General features: G+C 57.9%; 18 protein-coding genes. 8 read left to right on the forward strand and 10 right to left on the reverse strand.

The window, feature by feature from the left end; genetic code table 11:
* Positions 1 to 1,966: heavy metal translocating P-type ATPase (locus tag Q0P59_RS10985; protein WP_295006511.1), on the reverse strand; the 1,966-nt coding region annotated here is incomplete at its 3' end.
* A 241-nt stretch (positions 1,967 to 2,207) separates the two neighbouring features.
* Between Q0P59_RS10985 and Q0P59_RS10990 the strand changes: the two genes are divergently transcribed.
* A complete protein-coding gene (locus Q0P59_RS10990; protein WP_295006575.1) occupies positions 2,208 to 2,543 on the forward strand; it encodes a YnfA family protein in 336 nt (111 codons plus the stop codon).
* A 22-nt stretch (positions 2,544 to 2,565) separates the two neighbouring features.
* Complete coding sequence (cadR, locus tag Q0P59_RS10995; RefSeq protein ID WP_084019514.1) at positions 2,566 to 3,039, forward strand: Cd(II)/Pb(II)-responsive transcriptional regulator; 474 nt, start codon at positions 2,566 to 2,568, stop codon at positions 3,037 to 3,039.
* A gap of 470 nt (positions 3,040 to 3,509) precedes the next feature.
* Here cadR and Q0P59_RS11000 read toward each other — a convergent pair whose 3' ends face one another.
* Together Q0P59_RS11000 and Q0P59_RS11005 are read right to left on the reverse strand one after the other, a co-directional pair.
* On the reverse strand, positions 3,510 to 4,808 hold the full coding sequence (locus Q0P59_RS11000) for an outer membrane beta-barrel protein (RefSeq protein ID WP_027456356.1): 1,299 nt from the start codon (positions 4,806 to 4,808) through the stop codon (positions 3,510 to 3,512).
* 67 nt (positions 4,809 to 4,875) lie between these two features.
* Complete coding sequence (locus Q0P59_RS11005) at positions 4,876 to 5,214, reverse strand: hypothetical protein (RefSeq protein ID WP_051452893.1); 339 nt, start codon at positions 5,212 to 5,214, stop codon at positions 4,876 to 4,878.
* A 335-nt stretch (positions 5,215 to 5,549) separates the two neighbouring features.
* Between Q0P59_RS11005 and Q0P59_RS11010 the strand changes: the two genes are divergently transcribed.
* Positions 5,550 to 5,882 carry a helix-turn-helix transcriptional regulator gene (locus tag Q0P59_RS11010; RefSeq protein WP_084019515.1) on the forward strand — a complete coding sequence of 111 codons (333 nt, stop codon included), beginning with the start codon at positions 5,550 to 5,552 and terminating at the stop codon, positions 5,880 to 5,882.
* On the opposite strand, the gene Q0P59_RS11015 is transcribed toward Q0P59_RS11010, so the two are convergent.
* The 4 genes from Q0P59_RS11015 to Q0P59_RS11030 form a co-directional block, all read right to left on the reverse strand.
* Positions 5,857 to 6,756: a hydrolase or metal-binding protein gene (locus tag Q0P59_RS11015; RefSeq protein ID WP_295006512.1), complete on the reverse strand. Its 900-nt coding sequence runs from the start codon at positions 6,754 to 6,756 to the stop codon at positions 5,857 to 5,859. The genes Q0P59_RS11010 and Q0P59_RS11015 overlap by 26 nt on opposite strands.
* A gap of 92 nt (positions 6,757 to 6,848) precedes the next feature.
* Entirely contained in the window at positions 6,849 to 7,856 is a 1,008-nt protein-coding gene (locus Q0P59_RS11020) for a lambda-exonuclease family protein (protein WP_295006513.1), read from the reverse strand.
* A gap of 98 nt (positions 7,857 to 7,954) precedes the next feature.
* Positions 7,955 to 8,923, reverse strand: a complete 969-nt coding sequence (locus tag Q0P59_RS11025) for a DUF932 domain-containing protein (RefSeq protein ID WP_295006514.1) — start codon at positions 8,921 to 8,923, stop codon at positions 7,955 to 7,957.
* A gap of 137 nt (positions 8,924 to 9,060) precedes the next feature.
* Positions 9,061 to 9,408 (reverse strand): hypothetical protein, encoded by a 348-nt coding sequence (locus Q0P59_RS11030; protein WP_295006515.1) that lies wholly within the window; start codon positions 9,406 to 9,408, stop codon positions 9,061 to 9,063.
* A 385-nt stretch (positions 9,409 to 9,793) separates the two neighbouring features.
* On the opposite strand from Q0P59_RS11030, the gene Q0P59_RS11035 reads away from it, so the two are divergent.
* Positions 9,794 to 10,042, forward strand: coding sequence for a hypothetical protein (locus Q0P59_RS11035; protein WP_295006516.1), 249 nt, complete (start codon positions 9,794 to 9,796; stop codon positions 10,040 to 10,042).
* 25 nt (positions 10,043 to 10,067) lie between these two features.
* Here the strand turns inward: Q0P59_RS11035 and Q0P59_RS11040 are convergent, their stop codons facing one another.
* The 3 genes from Q0P59_RS11040 to Q0P59_RS11050 all read right to left on the reverse strand — a co-directional run bounded on the left by Q0P59_RS11040 (position 10,068) and on the right by Q0P59_RS11050 (position 12,770).
* Positions 10,068 to 11,345: a site-specific integrase gene (locus Q0P59_RS11040; protein WP_295006517.1), complete on the reverse strand. Its 1,278-nt coding sequence runs from the start codon at positions 11,343 to 11,345 to the stop codon at positions 10,068 to 10,070.
* Positions 11,333 to 11,734: an Arm DNA-binding domain-containing protein gene (locus tag Q0P59_RS11045; RefSeq protein WP_295006518.1), complete on the reverse strand. Its 402-nt coding sequence runs from the start codon at positions 11,732 to 11,734 to the stop codon at positions 11,333 to 11,335. The genes Q0P59_RS11040 and Q0P59_RS11045 overlap by 13 nt, the downstream gene beginning before the upstream one ends.
* Positions 11,735 to 11,903: 169 nt before the next feature.
* Complete coding sequence (locus Q0P59_RS11050; protein WP_295006519.1) at positions 11,904 to 12,770, reverse strand: YicC/YloC family endoribonuclease; 867 nt, start codon at positions 12,768 to 12,770, stop codon at positions 11,904 to 11,906.
* A 77-nt stretch (positions 12,771 to 12,847) separates the two neighbouring features.
* Here Q0P59_RS11050 and Q0P59_RS11055 point away from each other — a divergent pair, with 77 nt between their 5' ends.
* From Q0P59_RS11055 to rdgB, 4 genes are read left to right on the forward strand one after another with little or no spacing between them, the layout of a single operon-like run.
* Positions 12,848 to 13,795, forward strand: a complete 948-nt coding sequence (locus Q0P59_RS11055; RefSeq protein ID WP_295006520.1) for a serine/threonine-protein kinase — start codon at positions 12,848 to 12,850, stop codon at positions 13,793 to 13,795.
* Entirely contained in the window at positions 13,792 to 14,709 is a 918-nt protein-coding gene (locus Q0P59_RS11060; RefSeq protein WP_295006521.1) for a protein phosphatase 2C domain-containing protein, read from the forward strand. The genes Q0P59_RS11055 and Q0P59_RS11060 overlap by 4 nt, the downstream gene beginning before the upstream one ends.
* Positions 14,710 to 14,717: 8 nt before the next feature.
* Entirely contained in the window at positions 14,718 to 15,434 is a 717-nt protein-coding gene (rph, locus tag Q0P59_RS11065) for a ribonuclease PH (RefSeq protein ID WP_295006522.1), read from the forward strand.
* Entirely contained in the window at positions 15,431 to 16,018 is a 588-nt protein-coding gene (rdgB, locus tag Q0P59_RS11070; RefSeq protein WP_295006523.1) for an RdgB/HAM1 family non-canonical purine NTP pyrophosphatase, read from the forward strand. Before rph ends, rdgB begins: the two co-directional genes overlap by 4 nt.
* The last annotated feature ends 171 nt before the right edge of the window (positions 16,019 to 16,189 follow it).

The following is a 16,189-nucleotide window of genomic DNA, read 5'->3' on the forward strand; positions in this document are numbered from 1 at the left end:
GCCCGAGAAATACGACCTTGATGCCCAAGGCCAGTGCGATGTTCTGCCAGAGCACAGCGTGTGTCTGGCGGGACAAACGGATGGTTTCTGGGATACGCCGCAAATCGTCGTTCATGATGACCACGTCGGCGGCCTCCATGGCGGTATCGGTGCCGGCACCGCCCATGGCGACACCAATATCGGCGCGAGCCAAGGCGGGCGCATCGTTGATCCCATCACCGGTCATGGCTGTCGGGCCATGACGCTCCTGCAGTTCCTCGATTGCAGCCAGCTTGTCTTCCGGCAGCAAATTGCCTCGTGCATCGTCGATCCCTGCCTGGCGGGCAATACTGGTTGCGGTTGCGACGTTGTCGCCGGTGAGCATGACTGACGTGACCCCAAGGCGACGCAGATCGGTAATCGCCTCCCGCGAGCTTTCCTTGATGGTGTCGGCCACCGCGAAGATGGCCAGTACCCGGTCCTCGGCGGCCAGCAAGGTCACGGTTCGCCCCTGATTCTCATGAATGGCGAGACGCGCCTCGATCTCGGGGCTGCACAGCCCACGATCCTCAATCAACCGATGATTACCCAGAATCAATGTATGCCCATCCAGGCGAGCCTCGATGCCGCGACCGGGAAGCGCAGTGAAGTCGGAGAGGCCGTTTTCCGGCAGGTTCAGGCCGGTGGCGATAGCCTTTGATACGGGATGATCCGAATGACCGGCCAGACTGGCGGCCCAGGAAAGAACCTTCGCCTCCTGATCAGTGGAGGACAACACTTCTGTGGCGACCAACCGAGGCTTGCCTTCGGTGATGGTGCCGGTCTTGTCGAGAGCAATGGCACGCAGTTTCCGGGCCTCTTCCAGATAGACGCCGCCCTTGATCAGGATGCCGCGCTGAGCAGCTGCGGCCAGTCCGCTGACAACGGTAACCGGTGTGGCGATGACCAACGCGCAGGGACAGGCGATCACCAGGAGAACCAACGCCTTGTAGAGCGCCTGTGTCCACGTCCAGTCGAACAGCCCGGGGCCACCGATGGCCACGGCCACGGCGATCACAAAAATGGCCGGCGTGTAGATAGTGGCAAAGCGATCCACGAAACGTTGCGTGGGTGCTCGTGTACCTTGGGCTGCCTCGACGGCATGGATGATGCGGGCCAGGGTCGTGTTGTTGGCGGCAGCCGTCACCTCAAATTCCAGCATACCGGTCTCGTTGATGGTGCCGGCGAAAACAGGATCACCGGTCGTCTTGTCTACCGGAATACTTTCGCCGGTAACTGGCGCCTGATTGACCGCACTGCTGCCGGCGGTTACTCGCCCATCCAGCGGAATTCGGGCGCCAGGTTTCACCCGGGCGAGTGCGCCAATGGCAACCTTGTCAGCCGGCGTCTCCAGCCAGCCACCATCGCCTAGTCGAATCTCTGCGGTTTCCGGGGCCAAGGCAAGGAGCCCCTTGATAGCGTTGCGTGCCCGATCGACGGACCGTGCCTCGATTAGTTCGGCGATGGCGTAAAGCGCCATGACCATGGCGGCCTCCGGCCATTGGCCGATCAGGAAGGCACCGGTCACGGCGACGCCCATCAGGGCATTCATGTTCAACTGGCCGCGCCGCAATGCGGCCAGTCCCTTGCGATAGGTGGAGAATCCAGAGAAAGCGATGGCAGCTGCTGCCAACGCCATACCCAGCCCCTTGAACGGCAAGGTGTCGGGTGCGAAGAAATCCAAAACCTCGGCCCCGATGGCCAATGCCAGGGCGATCAATGCCTTACTGATCTCGCCGAGACCTGATGGGGTTTCAGCCATCTGTTCATGCTCGATGGGCAGCACTTCAAAACCAAGGTGGCGGATGGCCTGTAACGCACTTTCCTGGGCAGACTGCTCGCCATCGATGGTCAGGGTCCGGGACGCCAGTTCGAAGCGTAGTGACCGAATCCCCTCAATGCCTGTCAGCACCTTGCGGATATCGTTTTCTTCGTTCGGGCAGTCCATGGCGGGAATCCGAAAAACGCTCGAATTCCCTGAGGAGTTAGGTACAGCGACACGCGGCACATCCTGTATGGAGGTCGTATCCGTCACACCGCGACCTGAACACGCGCAACGCTCAGGCTCATTGGATCGGTGCTTCTCGGCATGGGTGGGCATGGCAATCTCCTATTCGTTGATGCCATTAAAAACCCTTGAGTCGCTACAAGGTCAAGCGGCTACAATGAAAATATTCAAGGAGAAAAGCATGTTGGAGTTCCTGAAGATATTGGGTCTCTTCATCGTCACCGCGCTGGCCGAAATCATCGGTTGCTATTTGCCCTGGCTGGTGCTGACGCAGGGTCGCCAGCGTTGGCTTCTGATCCCGGCTGCCATGTCACTGGCTCTGTTTGCCTGGCTGCTTACATTGCATCCGGGCGCCGCCGGTCGCATCTACGCAGCGTATGGCGGTGTCTATGTTGCGGTCGCCTTGTTATGGCTATGGCAGGTCGATGGAATTCCCCTGACCCGTTGGGATTTTCTGGGCAGTGCCGTATGCCTCGGTGGCATGGCCATCATCGCTTTGCAGCCTGGCCGGACGTGATGAGCGAAAGAAGGAGACAGAAATGAAAATCGGCGAACTGGCGCGTTTAGCGGGAAGTAATGTCGAAACGATCCGCTACTACGAGCGGGAAGGACTGTTGCCGAAACCAGGGCGGAGCGAGGGAAATTACCGCATCTACGGGGTAATGCACCAGGAGCGATTGACCTTCATTCGGCACTGTCGTAGCTTGGACATGACACTCGACGAGATTCGGACGCTATTGCGCTTCAAGGAATCGCCGGAGGAAAACTGCGGGGAGGTCAACCGCTTGCTGGATGAACACATCGGGCATGTCGTCCGTCGCATCGGTGAACTCCAAGCGCTGGAAAAACAGCTTCTTGAGCTGCGCAGTCGTTGTCCTGATAACCGTCAAGCCTCGACTTGCGGGATTCTTGAAGGCTTGTCGCAATCGGGCATAAGCGCGGAGCCAATGGGAAATCACATTCCAGGGGTACACGGAATGGCGTTACCCCCCTCTACGGACCTGCATGAATAAGCAAGACCGGTGTCTCCTCCTCAATTTCTCTAATTGAACCAATAGGTGTGATCTGGATATACACGAAAGGAAGAGAGCAAACACCATGTTTCCTGGTACCGATGTGCGCTAGAACTACGAGTGAGGCCTTACTCCACTAGGTAACCCTTGTCGACCCCATCCATCTCGAACAAGTGCTCGGTGAGATAGTCTTGGGAGAGTGCCTGTAGAGAGCGGCTATCTAGCGCGTGTAGCTATAGACGACCGCTTGCCGAACGAATGAATCACCTCATCGCTGTTAGATACTCGGTTACCAGTGACAGCGTATTAACGGCAACATAGAGTGGGATTTCGGACTACATTTTGCTCTTCCTCGAGTGATGGCTTCGGCCGAGTCTCTGCCCAGCAAGCCTCAAAAAACCCCAAAAAAAATAACTGCAAAAGGACGAAGGGGCCGCAGCCCCTTCTCTCTATGCAGTACGTTGATCCTCCTACAAGCCGACCCGTACCCCTGCCATGACCATCCCGATATTGCCTTTTCCTAGCGCCGCATCGCTGCCGGACAGGAAGTAATGCTCATAGCCAAGCCGAGCCTCGATAGCCTTGGTCAGCTGATAGCCAATAACCAGCCCCGCCGTTGGGGAGAGCACCATCTTCTTCACCACTGAACTCTGTGCTGAACCACCGACACCTGCGAAATCCAGGCTGTTGTAGATTTCATCCCGCGTGTGCACCGCCGCCAGACCCAGCTTCGGCTGGATGGTCAGGGATTTGATCGGTTCGAAGCGATAGCCGACGTTAGCCCCCAGAGCATTCGCCGTCCTTGTCGTTGCGCCAGTCAGGGCATTCCCACCACCGGTGATGCCATCGTTGGCACTGCGTGACTGGAACTCACCCAGCGTGGCCAGATACACCTCGTACTCGATGCTTCCCTCGTTCCGGAAGAGCGACAGGCGATAGGCCGTATCGGTCTTGTCGTCCGACATGCCGCCGGCCACCTGGGCATTGACAGTATGGGTCTGTAGATTCCAGACATTGCCGTTGTAACCTCCGCCGCTCATGCGAGCCGAAGTTTTCGACCAACCACCGGCCAAGCCCATCGACCATTTGCTACTCCCCCAATCCGTCTGGTTCGGTTTAGCGCCGAAGCTGTAGAGCAATCCCAAGGTAGTAATCGAGGCATCCCGACGAATGGTGCCATTGTCGATGTTGTTGATGGTGTCGACGCTGGCGTGGTGGATCACGGTATGGTCGAGACGGACAGCCACAGCTTCGGTGACTTGGTACTCAAGACCGAGGCCGTAGATCGGCCGGACCACATCCGTGGTACTGGATTCGTTGTTCGGATTCTGGAACAACAAGCCCGGATCGTTCTTGTTTGCCTTCCGGTCCTGATGCCCATACATCAGACCGAGGCGAACATAGGGTGCAAAGCTGCCGATGCGATAGCTACCGAGAACGGAGAGACCCAGGCCTTCGAGACGGGTCTTGCCGTCGACACTGGCGGTGCTGCCACCGCCAGTGACATAGCCGCTGATCTTGCGGGTACCCAAGTTCATGTAGCCCAGCTCGACGGCCAGGTAGTCATTGAGGCGTTCACCGACATAGAGGCCGACAGCCGTAGGTTTGTCTTTCTGTTGCGTGACATTGAGGGAATCCCATTCCATGTCGCGCAGGGTGAAATCGCTGTAGTCGGCCTTCCCTGCACCGATGCCAACATAGGTTTGGGCCAGACCGGACAGCGGCAGGCAGGCGAGCGCCAGGAGGGCGCAGGTAGTCGGTGTTCTCATTTCTCTCCCTTAAGCATTTTGGTTATGTGATCCACTATCGGCCATACACGGCCGATACCGAATCGTTTCACTTCACGTATTTGACGGTGACCGTGCCGGCCAACTTGTTTTTGGCAATCTCGTAGTCAGGATTGAAGGTAGCGAGGTTGTGCAACCCGATACCGACCGCCGCCCCCAGCCCGACCACGGCAGCCGGACTGAAAGTCGCCGCCATCGCCGCAGAGCGGTATTCGGAATAGACACGGCATTTGAGATCCTGTTTTTCCAGTCGCCCTTCGATTTTTTCAACGACAGCGCTGATGTTGGAAACGGCGACGACCTGGAACGACTCGTGGCGCATGGCCAGCGTGTCGAGCTTTTCCAGGGTGAGTTCGTCGGCGGTAAATTTCTGAATATCAATCGACATGCATGGTCCTTTTGGTATGTGACGAGTAACTCGCCGATTACTGATTACGGGGAAACGACCGGACCAGTGACACGGCCCTGCTGCTTCATCCATTTGCCGTAAGCCGCCACACAAACCGTGGTCAGAGCGCCGGCAACGAACGTGATGGCATAACTCGCGAGGGTTTCGAGAGGTGATGGGTTGTTCATCAGAGTTCCTTTAAGTTTTTGCGCGATGAGCAAACGTGATGCAGCACTTACTCTGCTGACATAGGCAAAGCGATGCTAAGTATTCCTTAGTATCGTGTCAATTAAGAAACTAAGAATCTCTTAGGTCAAATCTGGGCCTTGGGATTCATGAATCAATCGACGTATTTCGCACGACGTTTGCGAGAAGCCCGTCAGAAAAGCGGCCTCTCGCAAAAGGCGCTGGGGATCAAAGCAGGCATTGATCAATTCAGTGCTAGTCCGCGCATGAATCAGTATGAAAAGGGCAAGCACCTACCTGATTTGCTAACGGTCGAGCATCTGGCAAACGCAACAGGTGTTCCCATTCCGTTCTTTTTCACACCAGAGGACGAGCTTGCAGAATTGATTGCAGCTTGGGGGCAATTGGAAGCAAATCAGCGGACGTCACTGCTTGAGGCTGCAAAACAACTCCTGCCTATCCCAACACCGCCAGAGCCTTAGCCTCTAGTTTCTGCCCCAGCGTCTTGTTCATTGGCGTATCTGGAATTGTAGAAGCTGCCGAAGGATCGGCATCCGGAGTAGAAGAGAAGAACTCCTCCACTACTGCGCCTCCGTCTTCCTCTCCCTCTTCAAACGCCCCATTTCCCAGACCCAGCTTGGCTACTTGATCCAAGGCTTCCTGATCAAACCCAGCCAGCCGGCGTGCTTCATCTAGTTGCTTGGCCTGCCCCAGCATTTCTTCCGTCGACAACCCTGTCTGCGGCGTGATATCCACGTAGTAGATCGGTGTCCCCAAGCTCTGCCGCGTCGATTTCCCACGCAAGCGCAGTTCCAGCGCCAAGCAGGAAAGCTTGTTTCCCGAGATTGCCTGGAAATATTGCAGCCGTGCACTCAGCGTCCGAATACTGTTGAACCCTGTGGTTCGGAATACGAAGCTCCCAAGCGGATCATCATCACCCAACGCGACATTCAAGCGTCCGTAGGGTTTACAACCGCCCTTTGCCAGCGGACAAGCATCCGGTGACGAGCATGGAAACGACCTGATGCCCTCTTCCGTCTGGCGCTTGCAGTTCTGTCCATCGCCGACACAGAGTGGCCGCCCCGTCGTCCGATCAAACAAGCTGTACTCGGCCCGGAAGTTGAGATAGGGATCGTTGAACAACAAGCGGATCGGAATATTGCGAATCTTGCCGCCCTGTTCCTTGCGCAGGTTTTCATCCAGCGGGTGCGGCAACCAGCCATCCTTGTTCTGAACCTGGCTGGTGATGGTGAATTGATCGTCCTTCTCTGGCAGACGTTTGCCGTTCTTCTCCACCACCTTGCCGATGGAGATTCGTCCCAGTACGGGCGGTGTAATGGCGAGACCTTTCAACATATCGGTGACTCCTGTAAAAAATGCCTTCCGCCTGCACCGCTGGGGTGGCAGGTCGGGAAGGCTGATTGCGTTGATTAAGTGGCTTGTGTGGTTCAGGCGACTAGGAAGCGCCGACTACCCGGTTTGCTCATGGCGTACTGCTGCTGGAATTCGGGGTGATCCTTGAGGAGGCCCGTGACATCGAGCACCACGCTATCCTTGGCTTTCTTCCAGGTGACGCTGCCGGTTTCGAAGTTCGCTCTCGTGGCACTGCCCATGGCTTGCTGCAGGCTTTGCTTGAGTTGCGCCTCCAGCTTCTCGGCCTCGGCGATGCTTTGCCGAACCGACAGCCAATCGGCGAAGGTGGCCGACAGGTTGCGCTCCTCTGTGAAATCGAGGGTCTGGCCATCGTCTGCCGGATAGAGGCAACGTAGCGCCAAGTCAGCCGATTCACTGCCATCGGCCGGTGGCGGCGTATCGCTCTCGACGTAGTGCCAGAAGTGCCGTTCGAGTTCGATCAATCGGGTAATCAAACGCTCATCGCGTTCGACCCGATGGATTTCGAGGTGTTGTCCACCAAGCAATACGGCCACATCGGCGGCTTGCTTGCCGGTGACGGCCAGCTGGTGCATGACCTGGAGTTGAACGTATTCAGGTACGCCGTCCTTCCAGAGCTTTACACCGTTGATACCGGCGGTCTTGCATTCGAGGATTTGTACCTCGCTGGAACCGGTGACTTCGCGGTCAATGTTGGCCAGCATCCAGGGCAGGCTGGGATCGGGATGCTGCAGGACGGCATTGATGCGCCGCACCCGATTGCCGGTGCGTTTGGTGTAGTGCGCTGCGACGATTGGTTCGAGTATGTTCCCCCAGTACATTGGGGACTCTTCATCGTGCGGATCGGCCTTGGGAAGATTGCCATCACGACCGGTCTTCTCCATCCACAGTTCGAGTTGGCTCTTGTAGGGGTTCAAGCCGACGGCTGTTGCTGCATCCGAACTACCGATGCCTTGCTTGCGAACGGCCAGCCAATCCTCGCGTGGCAGTTCCTTGGTCTTGACCAGTTTGAGTGCCGGACGATGCTTGAGCGGACTGGCACTAGGTAAAGCGAGTGATTGCATGCTGTTACTCCTTCCAGAAAGCAAAATGCCCAGTCCGCCAATAAGCGGAACTGGGCATGTACGAGGTATGAATGATGAAACGCGGATTCAGGCAATGATCAGGCGACAAGTTGCAGGGCCGTATCGAGAGCGCGTTGTTTGAGGACAGCCCCCTGGCCGAACCAGGCGGAGTCCATGCGGTACTCGGTGCTGCGAGCACGGCGTTCATGATCGACGTACTCGGTGACGGCATTGAGCAGCCCCCAAGCAGTGCCCTTGGCTGCTTCCAACTCAGCTCCCTTACCTTGGCCGTCGTAGAGGGCTTGTACCCGCTTCAGGGCACGTTCGTTGGCGAGCCCAGCCGGATCGATAGCTCCTGGCTGGACATCGCACATCACGCGCAGGAAGTAGTTCATAGCCTCGTGCGACTTCACTTTGCGTTCGGCCAAGGTACGCATGCGATACATAAAGCTGTCATATTGGGAGACAGCGATACCGAGTTGCTGTTTGACCGCTTGCGGATCGAAACGGGTGCTGTGCGGTACCTTGATGGCCTGGCTGGCACCATTTACGGCGATGGTCAGTGTGTTATTGCAGACGACACGGACGGTCGTGGGGGTTGCCGTGGTGGCGAGGGTGCCGTCACACGACGTGGCTAACAATAGGTAGCCCTCTACTTGGTCGTTACCCTTCAAGGCAGTGGATTGACCGGTCTTGGCCAGCGCCCAGAATTTCTTGCCACCTTTCAATACACCGGCCGTCTCCAGCCGGTAGCCGGAAACGTCGGTGAGATCACGATAGAACTCCAACACCTCCTTGGGTTGAACGACCTGATAGCGCTGCGAAACGACCGACAGGGCTTCCTTGGTATCCGAGCGATAGAGCACCTTCTGATCTTCGAAGGAATGGATGATGCCGAGACTGCCAATGCTGTCAGCCATGAAACGGACCGGGGATTCCTGGATGGTCCAGTCCATGCCGGCAGATTTAGCCCAGACTTCGATGGGTTGTTTGGCCGGAAGACGATTGCCGAGGCCATGCCACGGTTCGGCGCCGACATAGGCCATTTGTTGGACGAGGTGTGCCATGAGATTTCCTTTCGGGAATGAATGCGCGCAGCCGCTCAACCGGATGCACGGCAGAGACGGGAGGCGTTGAATGAATGGGAGGAAAGACGAGAACTGCGATGCCGTCCATTGCAGACGGCAGAGGTCAACCAAGCCGATCAGTACGTGGTCGACTCGGGTGCGGTGAGGCTAAAACAGTGGCCGCAAGCAAGGCAGCGGTAGTTATCGAGGATGCGACGGTCGACGAGTTCGCCCAATCGGGCACCGGACAGGCCACCGGCCGTGCCGCCGACCACGGCGCCGAAGAGCGCACCGAGGACACCGCCGAAGAGCATGCCTGGCGGACCGGCGACGAGGCCGACGGTCATGCCAATTTCGATACCAGACAGGCTACCGGTAGCGCCACCGACACAGCCGCCAACCGTGCCGATCAGGCCGGCAGTCTTACGGGCGCGATTGCGGGTGGTGATACGTGCAGAGTGACAGTTTGGGCATTGATTGTTCATTGTCTGACTCCTGTAGATGGAAAGGACGAACGAAATCAACGAATACCATTTCTGGCACTCGCTGATTTAAACGTAATGAGGAGTTAGGTACAGAGCCAGATGCTTGATTCTGGCTAATCTGCCATGTTTTGCGGCAGACGATCACCTTCTCAAGGAGGTGATATGTGACTGAAAAATTCTGAAATCTCTACCTACTCTCATAACGAGTGAGCGTAAAAATCTCAATTGGCCGAAGTTGACGTTCGCTCTTGCCAAATCATCAACACAAGTGCCCAATATCAAATAATCAAGACCTGCAATTTAACCAGCACTACTACGAGCACAGTCAAAGTAGTTTTCCTTCTCATTCAAGAAGCTTTGAATAACAACATAGGAGCAAGCAGAAATGAGCAACGAAGCAAACGCCACAAAAGCAGGAGTTATAGGTGCAACCGCCGGTTCTGCTGGCGCAGTGGGTACAGTGGCCGCAGCAGGAACCGTTACTGGCCTGAGTGCTACAGGGATAACGTCTGGATTGGCCGCAGTTGGATCAGTCGTTGGAGGCGGCATGGCAGCTGGACTTGCAATAACTGCAGCAATTCCTGTTGTAGCAGGGGTGGCAGCATATGGCATATTCAAGTGGATCAAGAAATAGAGCCCCCAAGCGTCTCCACGCAACGTTAAACCTGTGCGGCCTTTTTCTTCATGGGAACTACGTTGTAATCAGTTTTTCCCGCCTCCAGAGCCGATAGCACCTTTGCCCACTTGCAAAGAGCATCCTTTCTCTCATCAAAATAATCGTGGCGGTTGTAGATTCCCTCCACGCCTTTGATTTTGTGATTGAGGCAGCGCTCAGCAACGAATGGATCGACACCCAACGCAGCCAAATGTGTTCGTGCCGTACGCCGGAAATCGTGAATTGTGAAATTTTCGACATCCTTCAGCTTCGGCCGTATATGTTTAGCTAGCGCTGCGTTTAGCGTGTTCAAATCAATATGCGGGATCATCCGATGCTGCATCTTGCGAGCAGGAAATACATATTTGCTGCCGTTGGCCAAGCGATGCAACTCTTTGAGCGTTTCTAAAGCCATCGGTGGTAACGGTATATCGATCGCAGCGCTTGTCTTGGTTCTTTCCTCTGGTAAGTGCCAGATTGCCTTATCCAAGTCGAACTCTGCCCAAGGGGCTGCGACAAGTTCCTCCTTCCGGACCGCAAGTAACAATAGCAACCGAATCGCATACAGATTCTCAATTGAGAAGCTTCCCAGCATGTCACGCATAGCAGCAAAAAGCTTGATGATTTCTTCGCTGGTCAGCCAACGTTCACGGCTTTCTTCTTTCCCGCCAGCGTCTGAAGGGTCAAATGCACTTGCCGGATTGTTTTCTACGATGTGCCGCTTAATGGCGAAGTTGAAAATTCGCTTCGTCCAACGTAACACATCGTTTGCGACCGTTGGTGCGCCACGTTTAACGATAGCCTGCAACATGTCGTCAATATCACGGGGCTTAACATCTTCGGCTTTCATCTTGCCAAGCTTGGGCTTGATATCATTTTCAATGCGGCGACGAACAATGTCCGCATGCTTCCACTTGGGCAAAATAACCCGCTCATAAAACTGATCGCAGAGTTGATTGACCGTCCAGGCAGCTTTCTCTGCTTCAATCTTCTCAATGGCCTCGCGTTTTCTCTCCTGCTTTTCGCCAGCGACATCATGCCCAAGGGCAACTTTTGCAGAAAGTTCACGTGCTGTTTCGCGAGCTTTAGCCAACGACAAAGAGGCGAAGCTCCCCATGCTCATGATGCGTTGCTTGCCGGCAAAGCGATATCGAAACTTCCATACAGGGGAGCTGGCGCTGGCTGGAAAGCATAGATAGAGGCCATCACCATCGGATCGACCTTCAAAGCGCTCCCCGTTTCTGATCCAGGCACGTATTTGTATATCCGTTAGCTTACCCATGATTTCTCTCCGTCGAATTCGATCGTTACTGTCATGCGCTTTGCACCATGCAAGCTAACTTCTCTGAGCAGAGCAGAAAACGTTCTTGCTAACTCTTGATCGCTATCTTTACGTCGCTTGTTTCCGACGACTGCGATCACGCTCTCATTGTTGTCGATGAGCTTCCGATAGCTACGAGCCAAGTCTCGTGCAGTTTCAAGCGAAATGGTTGGGTAGTTGCCCAAGGTGAGTTTGTGCTGCTCACCAAATTGACGAAACCTGAATAGCCAAACGGGATTCTTTTGATCGGCTCTGAAACCTAGGTACAAGCCGCCACCATCGCCGCGCATTTCAAAACGCTGGTTGCTTTCAATCCATTCGGTAATGAGTTCGTTTGTAAGCTTTTCCATGAGGCACGCGTGTACTAATTTCGGATTGGTGTACTTTAGAAAAATACACGCTTCGGTACACACAAATGGTGCGCTCTAATGAGATGGTACGCAACCACAAAAAACAAAAAACCCCCGTTGATAGGGGGTTTATAGTCAATATTGATTCTTTGTGAGACGACTTGCTTTTTTACTCCAAGTTCTGGATCTGTTCGCGCATCTGCTCGATCAGCAGCTTGAGATCCATCGAGGCCTGGGACACCTCGGTAATCGCCGACTTGGAGCCCAGCGTATTGGCTTCGCGATTCAATTCCTGCATCAGGAAATCGAGGCGCTTGCCGCAGGCTCCGCCCTGCTTCAGGACGCGCTCGACCTCGTCGAGATGGGTGGTTAGGCGGCTGAGTTCCTCGGCCACGTCGATGCGCGTGGCAAACACCGCCACTTCCTGCAGGATGCGGTCGTCGCTGGCGTTGCCCAAGGCCTCGGTCAGCCGCTGGCGCAGCTTTTCGGTAAACAGGGCCTGCGCTTCGGGAATGCGGGGCGCGACGCGGCGCACGATGTCGCGCATGGCATTGACCCGCTCGACGATCGTCGCCGCCAGCTTGGCGCCTTCGCGGCCGCGGCTGGCCGTGAAGTCGTCGAGCGCCTCGCGGGCCAGGGCCATGACCTCCGGCCCGAGCGCTGCGAAATCGACGCTCTGGTCGCCGAACATGCCGGGCCAGCGCAGGGTTTCGTTCACGCTCAGGGGCGCCGCATCGGGCAGCTGGGCGCGCACCTGGGCGCTCAGCGCCTGCAGGGTGGCGAGCAGGTCGCCGTTGAGCTGCAGTTGCTCGGCGCGGGCCGCCGCCGCGTTGAAGGACAGGCGGCACTCGACCTTGCCGCGCGACAGGCGTGCGGAAAGCAGCTCGCGCAGCGGCATTTCCAGCGCCCGCAAATCTTCCGTAACCCGGAAGTGAAAATCGAGATAGCGGGAATTGACGCTTTTCAGCTCTATTTGCAGCGAACCGCGATCTACATCACGGGTTTTCACTGCATAACCAGTCATACTACAAATCATTATCGGGGGCTCTCCAGCTTTACAGGCCGGACGACACGCCCGAAAATGCCTGAAATTGCATCATAACCGCGAGCTCCATGGCGCAACAAGCCAATCAACCGTTACCCAACGGTCACCAACTTGAGGAATACACGATAGACCGCCAGCTTTCGCTCGGCGGTTTTTCCATCGTATACCTCGCGACCGACCCCGAGGGCCGGCAGGTTGCCATCAAGGAGTATTTGCCCAACAGCCTGGCGCTGCGCAGCCGCGGCGAGATCAACCCGGTGATCACGACCGAACACCTGGGCGCCTTCCGCTACGGCATGAAGTGCTTTTTCGAGGAAGGCCGCGCGCTGGCCCGGCTGTCGCACCCGAACGTGATCCGCGTGCTGAACTTCTTCCGCGCCAACGACACGGTGTACATGGTCATGGAATACGAGCATGGCCGCACGCTGCAGGAGTTCATCCAGAAGCACCAGGGACACATTTCGGAGCGCTTCATGCGCGGCGTGTTCACCCGCATGCTGAACGGCCTGCGCGAGGTGCACTCCAACAAGCTGCTGCATCTCGACCTCAAGCCGTCGAACATCTATCTGCGCGCCGACAATACGCCCGTGCTGATCGACTTCGGCGCCGCCCGCCAGACGCTGATCACCGACCAGCCCGTCCTCAAGCCGATGTACACCCCCGGCTTCGCCTCGCCCGAACACTACGGCACGCGCAAGGATCTCGGCCCGTGGAGCGACATCTACAGCGTAGGCGCCTCGATGTACGCCTGCCTGGCCGGCGTCGCCCCGCAGGCCGCCGACAGCCGGATGAAAAAGGACACGCTGGCCCCGGCCATGGTGCGCTGGGACGGCCAGTATTCCGACCGCCTGCTCGAGATCATCGACTGGTGCCTGAACCTCAACCATCTGTACCGGCCGCAGAGCGTTTTCGCCTTGCAGAAGGCGCTGGTCGAAGCCATCACCCCGCCCCGCCCGAAGACCAATCCCAACTGGCTTGGCCGCTTCGTGGATAAATTCAGGAATCCGCTGCGATGAGATTCACCATCTACCAGGAAAGCCGCGTCGGCGGCCGTGCCAACAACGAAGACCGGACAACCTACTGCTATTCCCGCGACGCCCTGCTGATGGTCGTCGCCGACGGCATGGGCGGCCACCATTATGGCGAGATCGCCGCGCAGATCGCCGTCCAGACGCTGGCCGACGCCTTCCAGCGCGAAGCCCGCCCGCTGCTGGCCGACCCCTTCCGCTTCCTGCTCAAGGGCATGACCAACGCCCATCACGCCATTCTCGACTACACCGCGCGCCACAACCTGAGCGACACGCCGCGCACCACCTGCGTCGCCTGCGTGGTGCAGGACAACGTCGCCTACTGGGCGCACGCCGGCGATTCCCGCCTGTTCCTGATGCGCGACGGCCGGGTCATCGCGCAGACCAAGGATCATTCGCGCATTCGCCTGCTCGTCGAGGAAGGCATGATCACCGAGGCCCAGGCCGCCTTTCACCCGGACCGCAACAAGATCTACAGCTGCCTGGGCAGCCCGACCCCGCCGGAAATCGAGTTCTCGCGCAAGACGCCGCTCGACCACGGCGACATCCTGCTGCTGTGCACGGACGGCCTGTGGGGCGAAATCTCCGGCGACATGATGGCCGTCGCCCTGAAGGGCACCAACCTCCTGCAGGCGATCCCGATGGTGCTCAACCAGGCCGACGCCAAGGGCGGCCCGCATCGCGACAACCTCTCGGTGGTCGCCGTGCGCTGGGAGGACGCCTACGTCGAAGAGGCGAGCAGCGCCATCTCGACGCAGACCATGACCCAGGACGAAGTCACCACCCGACTCGAGGAATTCGGCCGCAACCCGGCCTACAAGAGCGAGCTGAGCGACAACGAGATCGAGGATGCGATCGAGGAAATCCGCGCCGCCATCGAAAAATACAACCCGAAGAAATAAGGAAACCCATGCGCCCCAGCCAACGCCAGCCGGACCAGCTCCGTAGCGTCAAGATCACCCGCAACTTCACCCGCCACGCCGAAGGCTCGGTGCTCATCGAGATGGGCGACACCCGCGTGCTGTGCACCGCCTCGGTCGAGGAAAGCCTGCCGCCCTTCCTGCGCGGCAAGGGCCAGGGCTGGGTCACCGCCGAATACGGCATGCTGCCGCGCGCCACGCACACGCGCAGCGCCCGCGAGGCGGCCAAGGGCAAGCAGACCGGCCGCACCCAGGAAATCCAGCGCCTGATCGGCCGCAGCCTGCGCGCCGTAACCGACCTCAAGGCCCTCGGCGAACGCCAGATCACCCTCGACTGCGACGTGCTGCAGGCCGACGGCGGCACCCGCTGCGCCTCGATCACCGGCGCCTGGATCGCCCTCTACGAAGCCTGCGACAAGCTGGTGCAGGCCGGCAAGCTGCCGGCCAACCCGGTGCGCGACCACGTTGCCGCCATCTCGGTCGGCATCTTCGAAGGCAGCCCGGTGCTCGACCTCGACTACCCGGAAGACTCCAACTGCGACACCGACATGAACGTCATCATGACCGGCCAGGGCGGCATCGTCGAAGTCCAGGGCACGGCCGAAGGCGAGCCCTTCACCCGCGAGCAGATGAACGTGCTGATGGACCTGGCAACGATGGGCATCCGCCAACTGGTCGCCGCCCAGGAAAGCGCGCTTGCCTCATGAAAAAGCTCGTCCTCGCGTCGAACAACGCCAAGAAGATGAAGGAGTTGAACGCGCTGCTGGCGCCGCTCGGTTTCGAGGTCATTCCGCAGGGCGAACTGGGCATTCCGGAAGCCGAAGAGCCGCATTGCACCTTCGTCGAGAACGCCCTGGCCAAGGCCCGCCATGCCGCCGGACACAGCGGCCTGCCGGCGCTGGCCGACGACTCCGGGCTGTGCGTGCGCGCCCTCGGCGGCGCCCCCGGCGTCATCTCCGCCCGCTATGCCGGCGAACCGAAGTCGGACGCCCGCAACAACGAGAAGCTGCTCGCCGAACTGGCCGGCCAGGCCGACCGCCGCGCCCACTTCGTCAGCCTGCTCGTGCTCTGCCGCTCGGCCGACGATCCGCAGCCGATCATCGCCGAGGGCGAATGGCACGGCGAAATCCTGCCCGCACTGCAAGGCGAGGGCGGCTTCGGCTACGACCCGCTGTTCTTCGTGCCGGAATTCGGCCGGACTGCCGCCGAACTCGATGCCGAAACCAAAAACCGGGTTTCGCACCGCGGCCAGGCCATGCAGAAATTGATCGAACGTCTGCCGGAACTCTGAGTCGTCCCCCCGATACGGAGAACGTATCGGGGAAGTCCATGGATTTTTAGGGTCCGTGCGATAGCGGTGAAAATCCACCTCCGGTTTTCCTGGCAGAATTTTTAACATGACGGGCGTTTCATGTTAAAAATAACGAACTTTTTTAACATGACATGCACCTCATGTTATCCC

It is taken from the genome of uncultured Dechloromonas sp., assembly GCF_945957265.1.
Classification (GTDB): Bacteria; Pseudomonadota; Gammaproteobacteria; order Burkholderiales; family Rhodocyclaceae; genus Azonexus.

Excerpts from the sequence above, each read along its gene's own strand:
- Q0P59_RS10990 (WP_295006575.1), top strand. The coding sequence starts at position 2,208 with ATGTTGGAGTTCCTGAAGATATTGGGTCTCTTCATCGTCACCGCGCTG.
- cadR (WP_084019514.1), top strand. The coding sequence starts at position 2,566 with ATGAAAATCGGCGAACTGGCGCGTTTAGCGGGAAGTAATGTCGAAACG.
- Q0P59_RS11000 (WP_027456356.1), bottom strand. The coding sequence starts at position 4,808 with ATGAGAACACCGACTACCTGCGCCCTCCTGGCGCTCGCCTGCCTGCCG.
- Q0P59_RS11005 (WP_051452893.1), bottom strand. The coding sequence starts at position 5,214 with ATGTCGATTGATATTCAGAAATTTACCGCCGACGAACTCACCCTGGAA.
- Q0P59_RS11010 (WP_084019515.1), top strand. The coding sequence starts at position 5,550 with ATGAATCAATCGACGTATTTCGCACGACGTTTGCGAGAAGCCCGTCAG.
- Q0P59_RS11015 (WP_295006512.1), bottom strand. The coding sequence starts at position 6,756 with ATGTTGAAAGGTCTCGCCATTACACCGCCCGTACTGGGACGAATCTCC.
- Q0P59_RS11020 (WP_295006513.1), bottom strand. The coding sequence starts at position 7,856 with ATGCAATCACTCGCTTTACCTAGTGCCAGTCCGCTCAAGCATCGTCCG.
- Q0P59_RS11025 (WP_295006514.1), bottom strand. The coding sequence starts at position 8,923 with ATGGCACACCTCGTCCAACAAATGGCCTATGTCGGCGCCGAACCGTGG.
- Q0P59_RS11030 (WP_295006515.1), bottom strand. The coding sequence starts at position 9,408 with ATGAACAATCAATGCCCAAACTGTCACTCTGCACGTATCACCACCCGC.
- Q0P59_RS11035 (WP_295006516.1), top strand. The coding sequence starts at position 9,794 with ATGAGCAACGAAGCAAACGCCACAAAAGCAGGAGTTATAGGTGCAACC.
- Q0P59_RS11040 (WP_295006517.1), bottom strand. The coding sequence starts at position 11,345 with ATGGGTAAGCTAACGGATATACAAATACGTGCCTGGATCAGAAACGGG.
- Q0P59_RS11045 (WP_295006518.1), bottom strand. The coding sequence starts at position 11,734 with ATGGAAAAGCTTACAAACGAACTCATTACCGAATGGATTGAAAGCAAC.
- Q0P59_RS11050 (WP_295006519.1), bottom strand. The coding sequence starts at position 12,770 with ATGATTTGTAGTATGACTGGTTATGCAGTGAAAACCCGTGATGTAGAT.
- Q0P59_RS11055 (WP_295006520.1), top strand. The coding sequence starts at position 12,848 with ATGGCGCAACAAGCCAATCAACCGTTACCCAACGGTCACCAACTTGAG.
- Q0P59_RS11060 (WP_295006521.1), top strand. The coding sequence starts at position 13,792 with ATGAGATTCACCATCTACCAGGAAAGCCGCGTCGGCGGCCGTGCCAAC.
- rph (WP_295006522.1), top strand. The coding sequence starts at position 14,718 with ATGCGCCCCAGCCAACGCCAGCCGGACCAGCTCCGTAGCGTCAAGATC.
- rdgB (WP_295006523.1), top strand. The coding sequence starts at position 15,431 with ATGAAAAAGCTCGTCCTCGCGTCGAACAACGCCAAGAAGATGAAGGAG.